General features: G+C 48.4%; 16 protein-coding genes. 4 read left to right on the forward strand and 12 right to left on the reverse strand.

Features of this window, described 5'->3' with window-relative positions:
* Nucleotides 1-119: 119 nt before the first annotated feature.
* The 9 genes from SBI19_RS05525 to SBI19_RS05565 form a co-directional block, all read right to left on the reverse strand.
* Nucleotides 120-6077 (reverse strand): rhamnogalacturonan lyase family protein, encoded by a 5958-nt coding sequence (locus SBI19_RS05525; RefSeq protein ID WP_483312246.1) that lies wholly within the window; start codon nt 6075-6077, stop codon nt 120-122.
* A gap of 950 nt (nt 6078-7027) precedes the next feature.
* Nucleotides 7028-7846, reverse strand: coding sequence for a hypothetical protein (locus SBI19_RS05530; protein ID WP_317965760.1), 819 nt, complete (start codon nt 7844-7846; stop codon nt 7028-7030).
* A 32-nt stretch (nt 7847-7878) separates the two neighbouring features.
* Nucleotides 7879-8439, reverse strand: a complete 561-nt coding sequence (locus SBI19_RS05535; RefSeq protein ID WP_317965762.1) for a pyridoxamine 5'-phosphate oxidase family protein — start codon at nt 8437-8439, stop codon at nt 7879-7881.
* 95 nt (nt 8440-8534) lie between these two features.
* Nucleotides 8535-8948 carry a VOC family protein gene (locus SBI19_RS05540; RefSeq protein WP_317965764.1) on the reverse strand — a complete coding sequence of 138 codons (414 nt, stop codon included), beginning with the start codon at nt 8946-8948 and terminating at the stop codon, nt 8535-8537.
* A gap of 64 nt (nt 8949-9012) precedes the next feature.
* Nucleotides 9013-9276, reverse strand: coding sequence for a hypothetical protein (locus SBI19_RS05545; RefSeq protein ID WP_317965766.1), 264 nt, complete (start codon nt 9274-9276; stop codon nt 9013-9015).
* Nucleotides 9277-9323: 47 nt separating this feature from the next.
* Nucleotides 9324-9728 carry a hypothetical protein gene (locus SBI19_RS05550; RefSeq protein WP_317965768.1) on the reverse strand — a complete coding sequence of 135 codons (405 nt, stop codon included), beginning with the start codon at nt 9726-9728 and terminating at the stop codon, nt 9324-9326.
* Nucleotides 9729-10212: 484 nt separating this feature from the next.
* On the reverse strand, nt 10213-10635 hold the full coding sequence (locus tag SBI19_RS05555) for a hypothetical protein (protein ID WP_317965770.1): 423 nt from the start codon (nt 10633-10635) through the stop codon (nt 10213-10215).
* 80 nt (nt 10636-10715) lie between these two features.
* On the reverse strand, nt 10716-11024 hold the full coding sequence (locus SBI19_RS05560) for a hypothetical protein (protein WP_317965772.1): 309 nt from the start codon (nt 11022-11024) through the stop codon (nt 10716-10718).
* Between the two features lie 58 nt (nt 11025-11082).
* Nucleotides 11083-11697: a hypothetical protein gene (locus SBI19_RS05565; protein ID WP_317965774.1), complete on the reverse strand. Its 615-nt coding sequence runs from the start codon at nt 11695-11697 to the stop codon at nt 11083-11085.
* 701 nt (nt 11698-12398) lie between these two features.
* Between SBI19_RS05565 and SBI19_RS05570 the strand changes: the two genes are divergently transcribed.
* Entirely contained in the window at nt 12399-13445 is a 1047-nt protein-coding gene (locus SBI19_RS05570; RefSeq protein ID WP_317965776.1) for a glucosaminidase domain-containing protein, read from the forward strand.
* 168 nt (nt 13446-13613) lie between these two features.
* Here SBI19_RS05570 and SBI19_RS05575 read toward each other — a convergent pair whose 3' ends face one another.
* Nucleotides 13614-14204 (reverse strand): metallophosphoesterase family protein, encoded by a 591-nt coding sequence (locus SBI19_RS05575; protein WP_317965778.1) that lies wholly within the window; start codon nt 14202-14204, stop codon nt 13614-13616.
* Nucleotides 14205-14679: 475 nt separating this feature from the next.
* The gene (locus SBI19_RS05580; RefSeq protein WP_317965780.1) at nt 14680-17349 is read right to left on the reverse strand and encodes an adenosylcobalamin-dependent ribonucleoside-diphosphate reductase; all 2670 of its coding nucleotides are present in this window, start codon (nt 17347-17349) and stop codon (nt 14680-14682) included.
* Between the two features lie 316 nt (nt 17350-17665).
* Here SBI19_RS05580 and SBI19_RS05585 point away from each other — a divergent pair, with 316 nt between their 5' ends.
* From SBI19_RS05585 to SBI19_RS05595, 3 genes are all read left to right on the forward strand, one after another.
* Complete coding sequence (locus SBI19_RS05585; RefSeq protein WP_317965782.1) at nt 17666-19483, forward strand: DEAD/DEAH box helicase; 1818 nt, start codon at nt 17666-17668, stop codon at nt 19481-19483.
* Complete coding sequence (locus tag SBI19_RS05590; protein WP_317965785.1) at nt 19480-20448, forward strand: YqhG family protein; 969 nt, start codon at nt 19480-19482, stop codon at nt 20446-20448. Before SBI19_RS05585 ends, SBI19_RS05590 begins: the two co-directional genes overlap by 4 nt.
* A gap of 164 nt (nt 20449-20612) precedes the next feature.
* Entirely contained in the window at nt 20613-21587 is a 975-nt protein-coding gene (locus SBI19_RS05595; RefSeq protein WP_317965787.1) for a hypothetical protein, read from the forward strand.
* On the opposite strand, the gene SBI19_RS05600 is transcribed toward SBI19_RS05595, so the two are convergent.
* A complete protein-coding gene (locus SBI19_RS05600; RefSeq protein WP_317965789.1) occupies nt 21578-21829 on the reverse strand; it encodes a YqzE family protein in 252 nt (83 codons plus the stop codon). The genes SBI19_RS05595 and SBI19_RS05600 overlap by 10 nt on opposite strands.
* Nucleotides 21830-21949: the final 120 nt, after the last annotated feature.

Raw genomic sequence — 21949 nt, forward strand, 5'->3', positions numbered from 1 at the left:
TGCCGTTCTGTGCCCCAAACAAAAAAAGAAGCATCCACCTTCGAATGCTTCTTGCTAGTTAATTGCGTACTATCTTATCCAATGCATCAGCTATGCACATCAGTAGCAATGCATCTGAATTACTTATTGACCTTTACAACCATTATTGAGCTTTCCGTCACACCGGCTTCGTTAATAAGCTCAACACGATATTCGTAAGTGCCCTTCGCGCGGCCCGTAATAACGGTTGCTGCGGTTTGTGCTGCAGGCGTCTTCGCCGTCAGCGATTGCGTATCAATGAGTACGCCGTTCTCATACAGCTTGTAGCTCGTGGCGTTTGTTCCCCACCACATGTTAGTCGTTACTGTATAATCACCGTTTCCATCCCAGTTGTCATTGGAAAGCGCCGGTTTGCCTGGCGATGCGTCCTTCACTGTAACCGTCAATGGTGAACACGCTGTCGTTCCCCATGAGTTAATCAGCTCGCAAGTATACGTATACTTGCCGTTCGCCTTGCCGCTAACGGATGCAACCGCAGTCTGGGCTGTCGGCGAATTGTCCGTCAGCTTCTTCGTATCGATGAGTACACCGTTCTCGTACAGCTTATAAGTGGAACCATTATAGCCGTACCACATATTCATCGTAATATTGTAGCTTCCGTCCAAGAGGCCCGTATCATAGCCGTTGTCGCTCGAGAGCACTGGTTTGCCAGGAGCACCCATCGCTTTCTCTTCCGCTTGCGCAGCCGTATATTGAATGCGCGGTGCAGAAGGAAGCGTCATGCCTGCTCCGAGGTAGAAACTTGTATGCGGCGGTTGATTATAACCGCTGTTCTGCCATGCAACTCCCAAGCGATATACCGGATCTTGCATCAGTGTACGAATCCGATAATCCGTCCTATCCGCTGTCGTATAGACTCGCATTTCGGAGCTGTCCGCCGAACGCCAGATGACTTCTTCGCGCCAGTCGCCGAACAGATCGGCTTGCAGCATAGGATTGCCCTTCGTCGAGTTATTCGACAGCGTGCCCGTTGCCGTGAAGATGTTCTCCGTTGTTTTCGTTTCATAGTTCCACTTGTCGATCTTGCCGACGCCGGATTTAACCGTCGTATCCCACTTGTGGTCGAGCAGCTCGCGGAGCGGATCGCCATCCCACCAAATCGCGAAGTTCGTCGATGATGGAATATTCGTGCTGATAAGCTCGCCTTGTGCGTTGTACAAGCCAGTAAGCTGGACCTGCTGCTCGTCTGTCACCGTTGTTGCCCACATTTCTTCACCGATGTAGTTCGGATCAAGATCGGCCGACAAGCCGCGGCCCGTATCGATGCCTGTACGCACACCCCAAATGATCTCGCCGGTAGCCGCGTCATGCATCTCCAAGCCATAAGCAGAGTCGGTATGCTCATGGACGTCGAACACTTCAAGGCCTGGACGCGTTGGATCAAGGTCGCCGAAATGCATCGCATCGCCATGCCCTAAGCCCGTCGTGTAGATCGCTTCGCCATTATCGTCAATCGTGAGCGACCCGAACATAATCTCATCTTTGCCGTCCCGATCCACATCGCCGACCGACATATTATGATTGCCTTGCGCGGTGTAGATGCTGCCGTTCTCAACCTCATTCGTGTCGAACTTCCAACGCTTCGCCAGCTTGCCATTCGCGAAGTCGAAGGCAGCAATAACGGTACGTGTATAATAGCCGCGGCTGAAAATTACGCTTGGATGTTCGCCATCCAAGTACGCCACCGACGCAAGGAAACGGTCTACGCGATTGCCATAAGCATCTCCCCATGCGCTTACATCGCCGCGCGGCGGATCATAATAGACCGTCGACACCGCCCCGCCTGTCAAACCGTTGAACACCGTCAAGAATTCATCGCCCAACAGCACATAACCCGAGCTGTTGCGATAGTCCTTCGAAGCATCGCCAATTACTTTGCCTTGGCCGTCAATCGTGCCGTCGGCCGTTTTCAGTACAACCTCTGCTTTGCCATCGCCATCCAGGTCATACACCATGAACGGGGAATAGTGGGCGCCCGCGCGGATGTTCGGACCAAGATTGACGCGCCATAGACGCGTGCCATCCATTCGGTATGCATCCATATAGACGATGCCTGTGTAGCCAGCCTGCGAGTTGTCCTTCGCATTGGAAGGCGACCACAGCATCACAATCTCATATTGGCCATCGCCATCCAGGTCGCCAACGCTTGCATCGCCAGCGCTGTACGTGTAAGGTTGTCCATCCTTCGTATACGCATCAGCCGGTTTCTGCAGCGGGATCGACAAGTACTGCTTCGACCATACGCCGAACGCCTTCGTTGCAGGGTTCTCTACGTTATTCAACACCTGTGTGATCCGGTATTGCGACTGCTCCGTACCGCCTGCATCGAGATAGTTCGTGCTGCTCGTAATCGGGGTCGCATTAAGCTTCACGCCGTCACGATAGACGTTGAACGCAATCGTGTCAGGATCAAGTCCAAGCATGCGCCATCCGATATATACGCCGTCCTGCTGCTTCACAGCAACCGGACTGCGATCCAAATATTCCATATTGCGATAGAGCGTCGTCACGGCTTGCGTAATAAGGACGCTCGACTGTGCCGAGATGCCGCCTGCATTAATCGATGCTACTTTGTAGTAGTAAGGAACGGTCGTCAGTACCGTCGTATCGGTGTAATTCCATTCCTTCGTTTTGCCAATCAGCTTGAATGGTCCATCGGCCTTGGATGCGCGATATACGTTGTAGGCTCTTGCCTTATCCGAACCTGTCCACTCGATCGTCACGCTGTTCTTGCCAATCGACTGTACCTTCAGGTCGCTTGGTACTGGCGCAAGCGCTACCGCCGGATCAATCGTCGAGATGGAGAGCTCATTCGAAGCTACAGACTCGAATCCCGTATTATCTACCGCAGTTACGGTATAAACATACTGCTGTCCTACATCGCCTGTCGTATCGCGGAACGTCGTCGTTCCCGATATTTCGCCGAGCAGTTCAGCAGTTGAAGCATCTGCTGCCTTGCGATAGACTCGGTATGTCGCAGCGCCGTCAATTCCTGTCCAAGACAGCTGCGTCTCTACTGGATCGCGATCAACTTGAAGCTCGTCCAGCTTCAGTGCTGTTGGCGCCAGCAGGATCGGCGTAATTTCAAGACCATTCAAATGTGCGGTCTGGCCGCTGATGATAAAGTTCATTTGGCCGTCTTTCACCGCGACATTGTTGTACACTTTCTCCGCAATGTTTTCTTTGCCCGAGGAGATCGTGCCGTAATCTTTGCCTTCAATAACGACATTCGTGCGGGTAGAACCAATCCAGTCACCTGTATACGATTTGACAGAATAGTAGCCATTCGGCAGATCGACCTTAAACTCATACGAAGCGCCGAAGTACGCCACGAAGTCTCGGCGCAGAGCATCTGTAGCTGAACCGCGGTCGCGATCGATCATGCCCGTGCTATTCGTGAGACCGTAACCCCGTTCAGGCGTATACAACACGCTTCGCGTCACTTCTGTATAGCCTTCTGCAACCGGAGCGCCTACCGGGCCAAAATCGTATTTGTACTTCGCTGACTTCGTATCAATCGTGACCTCATCCGAAGGAACCGATTCGCCGGCGCCGTTCACGCCCGTTACGCGAACCGTATACGACTGACCTTCCGACATGCCGCCCATCGTGAAGCCGGCAACCGTTGCTGTGCCTACCATTTGGTAAGAAGACTCGGGATCGGAAGCGAGTTTACGATAGATTTTGTAAATATCAGCTGCATCATCGGCATTCCACTTCAGCACCGCACCTGCGTTGCTGACGCTGCCTGCGGCCAACCCTTCAATCTTCGCAGGTGCATGGGCCGGGAGCTCGGCTTCCTTAACCGACTGCGCTAGCGGCAGGTCCAGCTGCTGGATACCACCTGCTAGCAAGCGTGCAAGCTGAATAGCGCCGTATTCTTGGAAGTGTGTATTGTCGGCTGAACCGGTTGGGAACGCTTGGTACACGCCTGGATCCGTATAGAGGAATACGGACGTCGTCGCTGCATAACCGATCGAATTGTAGTAGTCGATGCTAAGCGCGCTAAGGTCTACCAACGCGACGTGTTTGTCAGCCGCAGCTTCCTTCATCGCTTGAACATATTCAGGGAAGCTGACATTGAACTTGCCTGCATCGGCGTTATAGTCGCGGCGGCCCATCGGCGTTACTAGAATCGGAATCGCTCCGCGCTGCAGCGCGCCTTCGACGTAGTAATTCTCAAGATAGCTCTTATAATCGGCCGGCGATGCATAACGCTCCGGAATGCTGATCGTCGCATCGTTATGACCGAATTGAACGAGGAAATAGTCGCCTGGCTTCAGTGCGCGCAGCACATTATCCAGTCGTCCCTCGGTAATGAAGTTCTTCGTGCTGCGGCCGCCAATTGCTTGGTTGCTGAATGCTACATCGTTATTGAAGTATCTTGGCAGCATCTGGCCCCAGCCTGCTTGCGGCTCCCAATAAGGATCGTACGTCTGAACGGTAGAGTCGCCGGCGATATAGACGGTTGGGATTTCACTTGGCTGACGGTCTGGCAGTCTCGTAATGACGATGGCGTTAATCTTCGCTGCCGTACCGCTGAAGTTGAAGTTCAGTTGGCCGTCAACAAGCGCGATCGCAAACTCCATCTCTAGATATTGTCCAGCCGTCTTCGCGGTTTGCTGCACCTTCTGAATGTTCTCTACATTGATCGCGACATCCGTTGCATCGGATGCGTCACCTGCCACGATGGAGACCGTATAGTCACCATTCGGAAGATCGACATTAAATGATGTATCCTTCACCAACGCGAAGTCCGAGCGAATCGGATCCGATGTGCCGCGGTCTGACGTCGTTACTTTGGAAGCATCTGCAAAGCCGTACTTGAGCGATGATGTATACTTATTCGCTGCGGTAACGCGAATATAGCCGTCTGCCAACTCGCCGTTACCAAAGTCGAACCGTTGAACGCCGCCCTCAGGCAGTTCTGCTGGCGGTATGTAGATGGCACTCGATACGGTCGCCGAAGCAGCCGACTCGCCTGCGTCATTCACAGCAATAATCTGATAATAATTACGTTTGGACGTATCTGCGCTCGTATCCGTGTAGGTCGGGGCCGTCGTCTGCCCAATGTCTGCGAACGTTCCATCTGCTGCATCCGAACGAAGCACCCGATAGCCCGACGCTCCATCCGTTACGCCCCAGCTCAATTGAACAGAGCCAGCGCCGACCTCGTCGACTGTCACATTAGCCGGCGTTGCCGGAGGCTGAGGCGCCGGAATTTCAGTTACGTTCGCTGGTGCGCTAAGTACCGACTCCAGCCCGTTTGCGCCAACTGCAGTTACATAATAAGAATAACTGCTGCCTATTGTAACCGTATTATCACTATACGAAGTACCCGCTGCTTGTCCGACCAATGTCGGCATGCTGTCAACGCTGCTGCTGCGGTATATCGAGTAGCTTGCAGCGTCTGCAACGCTGCTCCACGCAAGCGAAACGCTCGAGGACGTAAGTCCGATGACTGTAAGTCCATCTGGCGCTGCCGGAAGTTGTTCAACAACCTGCTGGATAACGAGGCCGTTCAAATAACCGCCTGCGCCTGAACCAGTAACCCCGACTGTTAATTGGCCGTCGCTCACTGTTGTCCGGTAAGTGGCCGAAGTGACAGCCTGCCTTGAGCTAATCGTGCCTGCCGCTGTCCCCTCAAGCGTAAAAGTCGTCTTCGTCGTAGACGTTCCTGCCAACAGATCGCCGGAATAAGCCGTCACATCATATTGGCCATTCGGCAAATCCACCTTGAATGTATAAGACGTGCCAAGTATGAAATCGTTCGTCAAGTCATCGCCGCCCGAACGATTACGAGATGCAACCGCCACGTCGAGACCGTACCCTAACTCCGGCGTATAGAGCAGCGATTCCGACACTCTCGTATATTCACTCAGAACCGGACTTGACGCTGTGCCGAAATCGAACTTTTTCACGATCGGATCAACAGCCGCTGCATATGCAGACTGCACGCCGCTAATCGGCAAGCCCGAGACGAACGTCGAGCACACAAGCGCCGCTGCTAGAAACGATTTGAATCCTTGTTTTCTCAATGAAACAGAGCTTAGAGGTAAGTTACCAGTCAAGCTGTGTTTGAATGGCATATTATTGAATTCCCCGCTTTCCTATTGTCTTCCATTCGTCGAATGCTTGATGAACGTATCAACCGAAGGCTGAATGTGATGCAACCGCTTACAAGAACATCGAACATTGAGGCCAATGATGCCATCCTCTGGTCTCATGAGTAGAGTTCACACCACTCCTTTCGCACTCGCCCAAAATGTGGCGATGTTTCCAATTCTCGCTTCGCTATTAAAATACCACAAAAATAGAAAAAATCAAATAGAAAGACAGATATAATAATACGGAAACAGACATATTCAGTAGAAAACAAAATAAAACCAACAAAAGTCCCGATAGGTCTTCGGACTCTTGTTGGTTGGACACTTTATTCCGACTGTTTCGAGTATGCAACGAATCACCAACCGTTTCCTACTAAATGAATAATTACACCTTTTTCATAAAAAAGCTGGATCCGATCAGCACCGATACGGAGAAGCAAGATGCGACATTCCGTATTGTGAATTAGTTTTATTTCATGATCGAATATTACAAAGAGGAGACCGCATCGCGCGGTCCCCTCTTACTTTCCTTTCGCCATAACCCCACTTGTTAGAAGGATGCCTGAAATAAACATATGAATGCCCCAGCCAATAATCGGCAGCCAGCTTACCGACAAACTCAATATTGCCAAGATACTCGGAAATATAGGACCTCTGTAGACGATACCAACGATTAAAGTACTCAAATGCACAAGAAATGCGATTAACATTGGATACGGTTGATAATCCCAGATCAATATGTTCCCTATTATCGGTATTCCTAATAAAAACTCTATAATACCAGATGAAATCAATAGGGACTTAATAAGATATTTCTTCTCCATAAACTTCAACCTATCTTTGTTAATATGGTGGAGTTCAGTTTTTTTTGGGGGGGAATATTACAAATCTCTTAGCAGATTATTCGCTTCATCCACGAGGTTGTCTTTCAGCAACTCTCTATAAATGAAGTCCACCAGATTCTCATCGCTTAGCGCATGATGAAATTGAAGATCTCGAATTAAAGCAAGTTTGGTTTCCATACTACAGCCGCTTAGATATTCACTAATCTCATCTACTTTATATGTGCCGTTTTGGGTCACCGTATAAGGTTTGTGACCGCCGGAGTTTGATGTGCATCTTATTACGCCTAATCCATCTAGTGTTGGGAGCACTTTTTCTTCATGTCTCATCTGTTGAACGCTATGCAAGTATTGATACACATCTGTGATCGGTTCAATATCGAATTGTTGGATAAACATATCGAAGTAGGGCTCTAATTTAATGGATCTCTCATACAAACCTTTTTCATGTTTCCTCAGAAATTTATTGAACTGGTCTTCCCTCGAATAATATTTATACGCGTCCATCAAACATGGATCACCAACGGCAATCCATAAAGCTAACAACTCTCTAATATTTCGAGACAATATAGATATCGGTTTTTCGAAATCCATGGGAGAAACGCAAACAATATACGCGTTATCTAATGCATCGCATTGACTATAATCAGTAAGGAAACCGAGGTGGATTCCATCGACGCCTGTTCGGCCAAACGGAATGACGTCTAAGGGAGTTATCGAATATCGAAAATTGTTCAAACTAATATAGGCGCCTAATAAGCTGTCATGTTCATAAATGGATGAATATTGTTTATCCAATTCGGATAGAAACAATAGTTCTTCTGGTACCGAGTACTTTCCTATTTTATTCATTAGCATGGTTGAAAATCTCCCTCTGCTTGAAACTCCATTCATTCTTCTTCAGCTAGAGATGCTCCAATCGGTGTCATGATGCCATCCATGCTTATTGAATTCTTGTTCTTTCTATATTCAACTAAATTCTCTTCCCCTTTATTAACGGCCCACTTCAGCAATACATCTCTTTCCCCTTCGAAGGAATACAGAGGCACACTGAATCCGCAAGAAGTTTTCACGATTTCAATGTCAGAAATAATAATTTGCCTGTACCCAGGCAGCAAGTCGAAGTGAGTGACCGCTTCATCCCATTCGTCGGTGTTCGGCAATACGACTCTACCGTTCCCGTACAGTCTTAGAATTAATGGTTTGCCTTCGAATGAAACAAACATAAAGGTTAACCGATTGCTTTCCGTAAGATGAGCACTTGTTTCATTCCCGCTTCCTGTCAAATCAAGATACGCAACTTTATTAGGCGAGAGTATTCGAAAAACATCATGTCCTTTAGGCGAAATATTAACATGACCGGTAGACGCAGCCGATCCTACAAAAAACATCTTTTGCTCTTTAATAAACTGTTCATGTTCTGGCTTAATGGATTCGTATACAGTTCCCACAATGATCACCTCGTAATGTTTAGTGAAGTTACGGTATTGCAGATAACGACATCATATTCTCGATCGTTCAGTTGCATTTAATATTAATCCCGGCTTTACCAAGAAGTTTTCCCTGTTGCATGCTTATAGAACGGAGACTCTTTCTTCTCGCAGTATATCGCGATTTCATTGCCGGAAGGATCCTTTATGTACAACTCATTCATTAATCCATGGTCATGCGATTGGGTTATTTCAACTCCTAATGCTTCGAAAGTGTGACGAGCATGGTCAATGTCATCTGTTTCAAAGTGGAAATAGACATTACTGTTTTTATTGTTCACTTGGAAATGTAACGATGGAATTTGCTCCACCTGAATAAGAGCTAGTAAAGCTTCTCCGTCCTTAAAGGAAAGGCTTGCTCCCTGCCCCCAATTATCGATTAGCTGAAGTCCGAAGCATCGAGAATACCAAGTGATACTTTCTTGTAAATTCAGCACTGGGATAAATACGGCTCCAACTCTAAGTTTCATCGTTTGATTCCTCTCTATTGTTTGATAAGTTCTCAGCGAATCTGTAGTTGAACATCCGTACGTTTCATTTGTTGTCGTCTGGGTCGATATACTGTTCTAACTCATTTTCGATATCTTCATTACTTAAGTTGTAGTCATCATCCTTTATGATTCCTTGACGCCTCTCTAACTCAGTAATTCTAGATTCTAATTGCTTCGTAATAGCGTACAAATGACCAATTACGCCTGCAGCAATAACTAATAAAACCAAACTCCCAAATGGTCCGAAGAACATAGCAAATACAATTAAAAGTATGATGGCAATGATCGAAAGCGTTATGTATCTCATGATTTTGATCTTCCCTTGAGGTTTTATATGATGAGACGAATATAGGGTTAGGCGAAGTTGATCTCTTCTTGAATAGCCTTTATAGGTTTAATCAGGAGTGTGCAGTGTGGGGCATTTAACTCACAAAATTCGATCATTTTCTTGGACTTCAATAATTCCTTTTGTTGTTGATATCCATTCATAAGTCCCCATGCGATTACCAGTTTGGGTAACAATGGCTGCTTCTCAAATTTCAGTTCTAGGCTCTTGATTGGTTCTTCGATACTCAGCCCCGTTAATATTTGTCCTACTTCTACGTATGCTTCGAATGCTTCCATACTCTTCTTGGCTCCTGGGAAGGCTGATGTTGAAGCTAAGGCTTTTGCTCTTCTAGCATTTGTAAGGCCTAAGTGAATGTCATCCGTAAAATAATACATGAGACATCTAATATTATGGTTTAACGCTTGAAACATCGGTTCTTTGGCTTCCCAATCAATAGCACTTCTTCCAACATGGCTAATGTAATATGATGATTTACCTTGGCGTACTCAACGTATTTAATTGATTTCGATAGATCGTTATGTCCAACAATTTGCATAAAATATCTCTGACTATCGATTGGTATTGTTGTATCTTCTGTTCCGTGCAGAAGAAGCAGGTCTCACTGCTTCATGTGATCGAATGCTGTTATCGGATCCATTTTCTCAAACCGAGTTACCTATAACGCCCAATAGCCCGTCCTTATCACCTAACTCGTCAATCAACACATTCGCCTCTTCAACAGCCTGTGTTACGACGTTCCAATACATGGAATGCCTGCGATTATACATTCATGATTGGTGTTCATATGCTCTACATTGGGGCATATCGCTTTCTTTAATGAGCTATCACTGCTTAAGAATTCCCGCCCCGGTGCTGCAATCAGTGTTCTATTAAGAAAGACATCTTGAACCAGATTCAATCAACTATCTTTACAAAAATTGCCTGGTCACTAAGTTTAGTATTTCCTTTATGAATCTCATAATCTTTTATTATTATTGTTCCCATTCGATGTTCTCTATCAAATATAGGCATATCAATTAATTTAAAACTATTTTGATGAGGTTCTTCAAACGATGCTTTTGGTAAATGACTGGTTATATCAGGAGCAAAGTAACCTGAATCCATAAAGTATCCTGATATTTCGACCTCACCATCAAAATATGCATGTACAGTTTTTGTTTCTTTATCATAATCAATCGATCTCAAAGTGAATCCAGCAATTTCATCACCAACTTTTATCTTGGTGGGATTAAAATAAATATAGTGATCGTCTATTCTTGAATTACAACCACTCATAATTAAAATTGCAGAGAGTAAGAAAACAATCTTGCTCCACATAAAATCACTCTCATTTAGTAAATTTGAAGTTTCACAAATGTTTTCATATTCACAAGCCCTCAAATGTTGCAAGTCCCTGACTAGCTCTCATATGCTCTTGATGCATCTAACAATTTGTTGTTTTCTTCAAGATCTTCCAAAACTCTTTGAATGTCACTCACTAAATAGCTTCTAACGATTATCATATGTTTAATGAACAGTCCCGGAGGATCTATATTGCTCCTAGAGAGATTGTTCTGTAATCTTTCAGGTGTATATAATATGCTCCAACGTTTTGACCCATCATTAAAAACCATAGTTATTTCAATCCAATTCCATTCTCCTGGATCATCCCGAACTTCATCGTCAAATTTCCAATGAACTAATTTGGGCTGCTGTTTGCCTGGCATCTTCAGTACCCCGCTTCCATTACTGTAATAACGATGAGGAATTTGCTGTTACTGAGAGCTATGCTTTCACAGTCGCAACCCATACATCACCTTTATTTATCCTAAAACAGGTATCCTTTGAGCTTCCATTATTAAAGATTACTTCCTCAACAATTGCTCTATTTTTTAATTTGTCTACCTCTGTATCAGTTAGATCATCTAATGTCAGAAAATAATAATCTTCCTCTAAATAATGCCCCCATTCTAACTCGGACAAAAATTGACTACTTAGATAATACTCCTTGGGAAAATCCTTTATATTAGATGCTTTGTTAAAAGTTCTATTGTAAGACTCTAAACTTCCCCTTATCGCTACAACAACCTCAGAGTTAATAAAATTAGGATCGTACAACCATATCTGTAGATCGTAAGGTTCCTTCAATTCGTCCAGCTGCTTCTTCCAGTTCAAGCAAATCTCAGTTAATCCTTCGAACATTATCTTCCTCAACCAATGTGGCGGATTTCTTCTCGCTAGTCTGTACCAAGGATCTATCCAAATCTTCAAGTGTGTCTTTTCATTTTTTAATAATTGTTCTAGGTCCAGATGCAAGTAAGATTTTTTCCACTTATGGACATTGCGAACTCGTCTCTTCCAATTTCTAATCTTCTTCTTATTAGTAAAAAGGTTTCCCATACTGCGTCCTCCAAAGCACCCTATGCTCTTAACATAATTTTACTATACATCCCCATTATTTTATATTCATTTCTAAATCTTAGTACCCTAACGAATCAACAGAGCTTTATTAGTCAACTAACAGCTGGGTTTATCCGCTAACGAATCTCAAACACCTTATTAGTCTACATCTCAGCCACGTCTGCACATTAAACAGTCAATAGCGATATCTCGATTCGTTAGCGCGGCAGATTCCTCAATCAAGAGCTAATAGCATTTACTGCGTTCGTTATCCAATAACAAAGGGACAATAGCGTGGAAAGTTCCACACCCTCTTCCAGCGTACATACATCGATCGATTACGCTGTACACAACCACCTGGACTGGCTTTATGCTGACGAGACAAGCTATTGTGTAACTCCAAAAACCTCTCTAATCAACGGTTCCGGCAAGTTAAGATTTTCTCATAGTCATTAAAAACCGCTCAAAACCGCGCGCTTCGTAGTTTTTCTGTTTGAATCCGACAAATTTACAAGCTTGGTTTTCAGGCCTTTTGACAAGGTTTTCGGCGATCATTCGTTACAATCGGTTTAACTTATCTAGCTCCAAGATGCAGAAGCACATTCGAAAGTATGGCATCCTTTTCCCTGATAATTGATCGTTGGGATCATCCGATTTATTGCGATCCGCATCATACCCATTACGATTAGGAGTGGATATTCATGCTAAGAGAAAAGCGTAAATCACTTATTTCGTATGCGATAACCGTTATCGTCGCTTTTACCGTCGGCCTATATTTCGATGCCTTATCGAATCCTTTCGCCTTGGCCGCCTCGAAATCTGATTCAGAGCTACCTCTATCGAAGCAAGTGGCGCAATCCGCACCGCTGCTAACGATGCCGCTGCCTCATGCCGTTCAACCTCTGACTCCTCTTAAGCCTCCCGTTCAAGAGACGGCGACTCCCACCGAAGCCAAGCCGACCGAGCAGCCCGTGCTCCAATTGTCGGAACAGGCTCCTCCAACCGAAGCGAAACAAGCGATCCAAGCGCCGCCGACTATCCTTACATACGAAACAACGGCTGATTATCTGAACGTGCGGATAAACGCTTACAATAAATCTCAGATCATCAACACCGTGACTAAAGGGACCATTCTGGAAGTATCGTCCGTGACCGAGAACGGTTGGCTAAGTTTAAAAGGCGGAGGGTACGTGCATGGCGGGTACGCCAAGCCAATCACGCAAGAACAGTTAGATGAGAAGAAAGCTGCTCCACTGCAGAAGGCCGTGAATGAAGTGAAGGAAGTCAAGACGTTATCTGTCGCGACTAAGATTAATGAACCGACGTCCAAGGTCGAATCGACCTCAGGACTGACCGTCCAGCATATCGCGGCTATATTGAAAGGGACAGATCTGGAAGACCAAGGCTTGGAGAAAGCGATTTTGAAAGTGGAGCAGGAGTATGGCGTCAACGCGTATTTTACCATCGCGGTCATGAAGCTCGAGAGCGGGAACGGCAGCAGCAAACTGGCAAGAAAAAAGAATAATTTGTTCGGCCTCAACGCAAGCGGCAGCAATCCGTACAATAAGGCGCTCAGCTTCAAGTCGAAAGCAGATAGCGTGCTCAAATTCGGGGAACTGATTGCTGAGAAATACATAGACAGAGGTTATACGACCATCGACAAAGTGGCCAAAAAATATTGTCCCGCCAATTCGAAGTGGCCACGCCACGTGAAAGATATCATGGAACGTGTTCATGATCTTATATGATGTATAATGATGTGTATCCTTGAAGCCGATTGGCTTCGAGTCAGCCATCTAACCTAAGAAATCATTATATTCCTTCCAATAAACAAGGCTGCCTATCTTGTCAGGATCGTACTGACGGAGAAGCAGCCTTATGCGCGTTCGTTCTTTACTTCTTAAAGTCTTGAACCTCTAAATCTCAATCAGGTAGTAACCAAATGCGTTAATGATTTGCGTATCATTGAGGTTGTGAATTCTTACATTCCTTCCATAGTTTAAATGCTGGTGTCCGTGAAATAAATATCGGGGCTCATACTTATTGATTAGCTCTACAAAGCATTCAAAACCTCTATGACACAAATCTTCGCCATCACCAATTTTATATACTGGAGCGTGGGTAACAACGATATCTACGCCTTTGTTTCTCCATAACTTATATCTTAATTTGGATATCCTTCGTCTCATTTGCCTCTCGGAATATTGATGGTCCCCTGGACTATACCGATAACTTCCACCTAAGCCCATAATTCGAAGACCTTTATACAGCACCAGTTTATCTTCAATGCATTCACAGCCCTCTGGAGGGCTTGTTTGATATTTTGTATCATGATTGCCATGTACATACAATAAAGGAGCATTGATCATGCTCACCAGGAATGATAAGTATTCAGACTTTAGATCCCCACATGAAATGATAATGTCTACATCTTTAAATCTGTTGGGGTCAAAATAGTCCCATATGTAGTTGGATTCTTCGTCGGAGATCACCAATAATTTAGTCATATGTCCTCCTCCGGCTCTTCCTAATTCCAAGGAATCCCCAAAAACAACGGCTCATTTATTAATGATCTAATTACCCGATCACCAGTTTTAATCAACTACCATAATTTTACTACAATCTCTCATCATTGCATATTACGATCTGACGCGTAATCCTCTAACGAATCCTACATGCTCTATCAACCAGATTCCAGCGTGTGTCATCTGCTAACGAATCCCAAACCCCTTATTTGTCTACGATTCAGCCAAATCCGCTCGTTTAGCAGCTAATAGCGACAGCTAGATTCGTTAGCACGGAGATTACGCCTACTTTACCGAATAGCGCCGTTTGGGTTCGTTAACCGTCAGTCGACACAAAGAAGGGGCCGTGGAAATTTCCACGGCCCCTTCATCTATAGCCAACCAACTAGTGTGCTACAACTATAAATTTAATCGTCGTCGTCGTCGTGTAAGAAGAGCCTCTCTTCAAGCTCCCGTTTTAATTACAACGGCTGTACCCGCAGTTGCTGCAAGTTTTGCAGCCTTCTACATTCATCAGCGACGCTGATCCGCAGGAAGTACACAGGTCGCGCGAGCTAGGCTGGCCGACGTAGCCGCCATTTTGTCCCGTTGCTGGTGCCGAAACTGCGGCTTGCGGAGCCACCGCAGCCTGCTTGTGAGCTGCAGCAGAACGCACTGCCGCATACGCTTCGAATGCCGCAGCTTCCTCTGCCGCGTTCTCCGCATGCGTCTCGAGCGCCTTGGCTACTGCGTCGGCAATCGATTCGACGCGGTTAGCGCCGAAGCCGATCGCGCCGGAGCCGCCGATGCCTTTCAAGTGCTTCACGAGCAGCTTCACTTTGTTGCCATGATCGCCGTAGCGGAGGAACAACGAGCAAACGCGACCGAGTGCTTCAGCCATTGCGAAGACGTCCGAGCCGGCTTTGCCGACGTTCAGGAAGATTTCGCTTGGCGTTCCGTTCATATCGTTGATCGTAATGTACGCCATGCCGAATGGCGTGTTGACTTTATAAGTTGCACCGCGCAGCACTTGCGGACGGCGCTTATATTCTTTGTCGAACACTTGCTCTTGCTGCGGTGTTACGCTTGCGTTAAGCGTTGTGTTTAGTTGACCAACCGCCGAGCTATCCGTAACAGCCGATGCTGCTGCCGTCGCTGCAACTGCTTCATCCGCCTGTGCCACTGGTGCTGGTGCAGCAACCTCTTCTTTCTTCTCTTCCTTCGACGATGTGGACAACACTTGCACATCGCGGCTGCCGTCGCGATAGATCGTTACGCCTTTGCAGCCGAGATCGAATGCGAGCTCGTACAGCTCCTTCGTCTCTTCCACCGTGAAGTCGTTCGGCGCATTCGCCGTTTTCGAGATCGAGCTGTCTACCCAGCGCTGAATCGCTGCTTGCACGCGGATATGATCTTGGGCGGAGAGGCTCATCGACGTTACGAAATACGCCGGCAGCTCTTGACCAGGGTTCGCATCGATCCATTCCTGCGCGATCGGCACAAGCTGCTTGTCGAAGCCGAGACGGCTCTGACGATAATATTCGAAAGCGAAGTAAGGTTCGATGCCGGTCGATGTGCCAACCATCGTACCCGTGCTGCCAGTCGGTGCCTGCGTAATGATCGTTACGTTACGCACGCCATTCTTCTCGACTGCATCGCCAACCTCTGGATATTCCTCCACCATATTTTGCATAAATCCGCTCTGCAGATACAGCTCCGCATCGAATGCCTCGAACGAACCTTTCTCTGCAGCGATATCCGACGAAGCCAAATAAGATTCCCGTGCGATGAAGCCATACAATTTATCGAGGAACGCGAGCGATTCAGCAGATCCGTAACGAACGCCCAGCTTGATCATAAGCTCCGCCAGCCCCATCGTTCCGAGACCGACACGGCGTTCCTTCTTCTGATTCGCTTCATTCTCAGGGAAGTGGTAAGGCGTCTTGTCGATAACGTTATCCAAGAAACGAACCGACCAGCGCGTTACGCGGCTCAGCTCTTTCCAATCCACATCGTTCGTCGTCTCGTCGTAGAACTTCGACAGGTTGATCGCCGACAGGTTGCAGACGCCCCAAGCCGGAAGGCCTTGCTCGCCGCATGGGTTCGTACAGATGATCGGATTGAAGTACCAGCTGTTCGACATCTGGTTGTAGTATTCCATGAATACGACGCCTGGCTCTGCAGATTTCCACGCTGACTCGATAATCGTATGCCACACTTCGCGTGCACGAACCGTTTTGTAGTGAATAACCGGATGACCCGCCGATTTCCACTTCTCCAGATCGCCGTCCCACAGCTCGTCGTAACCCGGCGTCTTCGTATCTGGGAACACAAGCTCCCAATCCAAATCTTCTTTGACTGCTTTCATAAAGCCGTTGCTGACGCATACCGACAGGTTCGCGTTCGTCACTTGGCCTGGCGTTTGCTTCACCGTAATGAAATCAAGCAGATCAGGATGCCAGTCGTTGATCATAAGCATCAGCGCGCCGCGGCGGCTGCCGCCTTGCTCGATCAGGCCTGTCGTATAGCTGAATAAGCCGCCCCACGATACACTGCCGCTGGAGGAACCGTTCACGCCAGCAACGATTGCGCGACGAGGACGAAGCGAAGACAAGTTGATGCCTACACCGCCGCCGCGTGCCATAATTTCCGTCATCTCGGAGAGCGTCGCCATAATGCCGCCGCGGCTGTCCTTCGGCGAAGGAATGACGTAGCAGTTGAACAGCGTCAGCTCTTCGCTGGCACCGGCGCCAGCTGCGATGCGGCCGCCCGGCACAAGCTTCCAATCATCGAGAATGTAACGGAACTTATCCGCCCATTCCTTCTGCTTGTCAGCCTTCTCTACCGATGCCATTGCGCCTGCGAGACGATCCCACATTTCCTCCGGTGTTTTCTCGACGGTCAACGTCAGCTTCTCAACCGACGATTCCACTGTATCACCGCTGCGCAGCTTAACCGTTACACGTTTGCCTTCGCGCGCTACGACTTCGCCGACTTCCTTCGTAGGAAATTTAGGATCGTCTTTCGTTAATACGAGTACAACGTCCCCGACCTTCGTATCGTTCGTATTTGCATTCTTCCATGCATAACGATCCAAAAATATTTTCTCGCTCAGCCCTTCAAGCCGATTGCTTCCCGCTTTAACCATCCGTCCGACATCCTCCCCGAATTCGTGTTCCGCTGCCCGTATGAATCAGCTATATTGTATGAAGTCGATACCATATATTGTGTGCGAATACCATTATACTATACTAAATATAGATACACATGGCGTGTACAAGCCGATTTAACCCATTCTATGCACATTTTCGCCACCATCCTGCAATTTGCTCAAGAAAGCTCGTCCAATGTCGATATTTCACACGATATCGCACCTTGACTTTCCACCCTCTTATGAATTGCCGAAAGCAAGGCCATACTAGAGCAATCACATACCCACAACGTGGCAGGAAGGGAGCTCATCTATGCTGCAACCGAACCAACCGACGAATCCGTCACGCTCCGAACCAGCCGCGAGAGGCAAGCTGCATCCGCTCGTAGAATGGCAGTTTGACCGGTCCTGGTTCGACGAGCTGCAAGCCAGATTGAACCGCAACGGCCCATGGGATAACTGGCAGCTCTATCAATTGGCGGTAGAGGCTGAACAAGCGAAGCAGGTAACAAGCTTTGACGAGCTGCGATGTCTTCGCTGTCTCCCATCGTTAGAACCGATGCCTCACCAAATAACTACCGCCAGCAAAGTGCTTCACGAGATGGGCGGCCGGGCCATTCTGGCTGACGAAGTTGGTCTTGGCAAAACAATCGAAGCAGGACTTGTGCTCAAAGAATATATGGTCCGCGGGCTGGTGAAGCGCGCGCTCATTCTCGTGCCGGCATCGCTTGTGCTGCAATGGGTACGGGAGCTGAACCAGAAGTTCGGCATTTCCGCTGTCGCCCAGAAGAAAGAGCATACCTGGCAGTACGACATCGTGGTAGCGTCCATGGATACCGCCAAGCGGGACCCGCATCGCGAGAAGCTTCTAGCCCAAGATTACGACATGCTTATTATCGACGAAGCTCACAAGTTGAAGAATAAGAAAACAACGAACTACCAATTCGTCAATCAGATGAGCAAAAAATATTGCCTGCTCCTCACCGCAACGCCGGTGCAGAACGATCTGGACGAGCTGTATAACCTCATTACATTGCTCAAGCCCGGCCAGCTCGGCGGTCAGAGCGAATTCGCGGCGAACTTCGTCGTCGACAAACGTCTGCCGAAGAATGAGGATCAGCTCCAAGAAGCGCTGTCCGCCGTCATGATTCGTAATCGACGCGGCGATGGCGGCATCCACTTCACGAAACGGATCGTTCGCAACATCCCGCTTGCGCTGTCGCCTGAAGAGAAGGCGCTGTACGATGGCGTTACCGCCTTCGTCAAGGAGCGCGTTGTAGAGACGATTGCCGACATGGCCAGCATGCTGTCGCTCGTTACCCTGCAGCGGGAAGTATGCTCCAGCCGCGACGCCGTCTTCGTGACGCTCGTTAATTTGTTCAAGAAGACAGCCGAGGATTCCCCGCTCCGTGCGAAGATATGGGGTCTCGTCGAGAACATTCGCGCCATCACTTCCAATACGAAGGCCGAGAAAGCGATGGAGCTCATTCGTGAGATTGATGATAAAGTCATCATCTTCACGGAATATCGGGCGACGCAGGAATATTTGCTCAACTACTTCCGTTCGAATGGCTTGTACGCCGTCCCATATCGGGGCGGTATGAACCGCGGCAAGAAGGATTGGATGATGGATTTGTTCCGCGGACGTGCACAGGTGCTGATCGCAACCGAAGCTGGCGGCGAAGGGATTAATCTGCAGTTCTGCCACCATATGATCAACTTCGACCTGCCATGGAATCCGATGCGCGTCGAACAGCGGATCGGCCGTGTTCACAGGCTTGGTCAGCAGCATGATGTGCGGATCTACAACTTGTGTACGCTTGGGACGATTGAAGAGCATATTGTTTCCCTTCTGCATGAGAAAATCAACCTGTTCGAGCTTGTCATCGGCGAACTGGATCACATCCTCGAAAGGTTCGAAAAGCAGGAGCTGTCGATCGAGCAGCAGATTGCGAAGCTGGTAGCAGAAGCAGGCGACAGCACCGATCTGCAACGTCGAATCAGCGGTCTTGGCGATTCGCTCAACCGCATCCGCGATGAGGTCCAATCGGACGTCATCGAAGAGGAAGATGCACTCGGCGGGCTGCTAGATGCGGTTGGTCAAACGATCTCGATGGAGGCCAGCCAATGAACGAGCGTCAAGTGCACCGATATGTGCAGCGGTTTCTCGACGCGATGGACTGCACCATCCTTGAGAAATCGCCGGCCCACTTCAAAGTGAAACTATCGCCGGCAGCCGACCGAGCATTAACGAATCGCCCCTATTATTGGAGCTTCGTCGATCGAACCGGCGCCGATCCGGAGACGATGTCCATGTTGCTGGTCACCGACCGTGTGAAATACGATGCCGCCGAGGCTGCCGCTCTTGAACAACAGCAGCTGCAAGCGCAGCAGAAACATCAGCAGAAACCGGACGATCCTCTTGCTTCCGCAGCCGAAGCAGCGCTTGCCCGCTCCTTTGGTTTCGTCCATGGCGAGGTCAATACGATTCGTATGCCGCGGGAAGAAATGCATTTTGGCTCGCGCAGATTGGATCAGCTGTTCGATGCGAGCCAAGCCGCAGGCAGCTATGTCTATCTGTTCCAAGAGCCTGAACGCAAGCATCTGATGCCTTATGATTCGACGCCGTATACGGCGTGGCTCGGCGTCAACCTGAAGGTGGAATTCGCCAGCGACCGCAAGCGTGAAGAGCTGTATTCCTTTGGTGTGTCGCTTGCATCCGGACAATGCGTCGAGCGATTCCACGACCGTCTGCTGGAGCTGAAGATGACGCCGAAGCTGCCGCCGAACGTCCATATTACGAAGAATGGACTGTCTCTTGGCAAAGCGCTTTCGACCATCGAGCAGACGATCGAGCGCAAGCTGAAGGGCCAGGATTACAGCTGGGCAGCGCAAGCTCGTGAACGGCTGGATGAGGAGCTGGAGCGGATCCAGAATTATTATGAGCCGCTCATTGCTTCAGCGCTTGAAGAGAATAAACCGTCGATTGCTGAGCAATACGAGAAGCGGCAAGCCGAAATTCGTTGGCAGTACGAGCCTCGCGTGACAGCGTCCGCCATCAACTGCGGCATTTTTCACCTGGCTGGCATCGATTAAGCTATATTCGCTAAACGGCTGACGGGTTTCGCAGCTTTACGGCAAAAATAGAACCAATGCCGCTTACTTCCGCGCGACAGCTTCCAACAGCGTTCTCGGAAGCTTGTCCACTACAATGAGAAGGAACGTAAGCGGCTTCATATGAAGTGAAAGGCGGAGATACTATGCGGTTTCGTCATACGAAGAAGCTGTTCGTTATCGTGGCATGCGCTGCTTTGCTGCCAAGTACGGCAAGCCTCGCAATCGCCTCGGCTGATCAGCAGGCTTTCCCTGTTCAATCGTCGCAGCCGATCAAGCCTCAAACACCGGAAGAGAAGAAACGCTTATCCGATCAAATCCAGACCTGGATGGACGAGCTTGCCAAGCAGCAGCCGTTCGCCGCATGGTCCGGCGCTGAATTTACGGTCGAGCCGCTTGGGCCAGGCACCCATTCCTGGTATGTATCGATTACAGCGGGCGGCAATAAAGTTGGATATATGATCGTTCATGCAACGGAAAGCGGCGGGTTCTCACTTGGCGAATATGGCGCCGGCAATCGGCCGCTGTTCGATTCCGAAACGTTGAAGCTGTCCCTTATGCGGCAAGGGGTTATCGCTCAAGGAAGTACGGATAAAGAAACAGCCTCCTTCCATGCGGAGCGGCTTTATGTTAGCGGCGTGCTTGCGGTTTGGAGGATTGTGACTGCGGATCGAGAGGTGCTGTTTGCAGACGCTGCGACCGGGGATATTTTGCCAACAACCGATTCAACATGGCGCAGTACCACGAAAGTCGTACAGAAAGCCGCAGCAGCGCCATTCCCCATCTCTGCGGGCATTCGGTCTAAAGTGTATCGCGACCATTACGGATCGTCGTTCGACATCTATGCCGAGCTGCCTTGGCTGACGAACACGGCCATGAAGGTCAAATATGTCGAGCAGTTAACGAAACCACTCGAAGCGAATACGCCCATCCGCTATGTGGCCGAGCTGTATGATCATACCGCTACTTTCGTATGGGGAGTTGTAGGCTACCAACAATGGTCGAACAACGCATTGTATTTGGCGCTCGAAGAGCCCGATCCTGAAGGAACCGGGCGCAGCAGCGAGCTTCGTTATATTGGGTTATCTGATCTGTCCCCTGCGGGCAGCTTCTATCGATGAGTTTGTGCTTTAGATTGCCCTTGGTTGTGCTTATGTTCCGCATGCCGGCTCTTCCATCCGTTCATCCAGAACATGATCGATAAAGGTGCAATGCCGAACCAACGTGTCATCCAAGGCTCTCGCATCGCCTTCGCATCCTGCCGAAGCTGACGGCGCTGCTCGCGTTGTTCTGCCGGCTGGTCGACATAAGCGACAATTTGCTTGCCAACAAATTTGAAGAATTCATCGCGTTTATCTGCCATGTCCGTTCCCTCTCCCTTAATCAGTGTGCGATTGCTGACATTATCATTGTGCCCCGCTCCGCCTATCTATAATCATGAATGACTTTCCTTCTGATGAGCCACGATAACAGTATGATGGTT

This window comes from Paenibacillus sp. CCS19 (assembly GCF_033239625.1).
In the GTDB taxonomy this organism is placed as follows: Bacteria; Bacillota; Bacilli; order Paenibacillales; family Paenibacillaceae; genus Paenibacillus_T.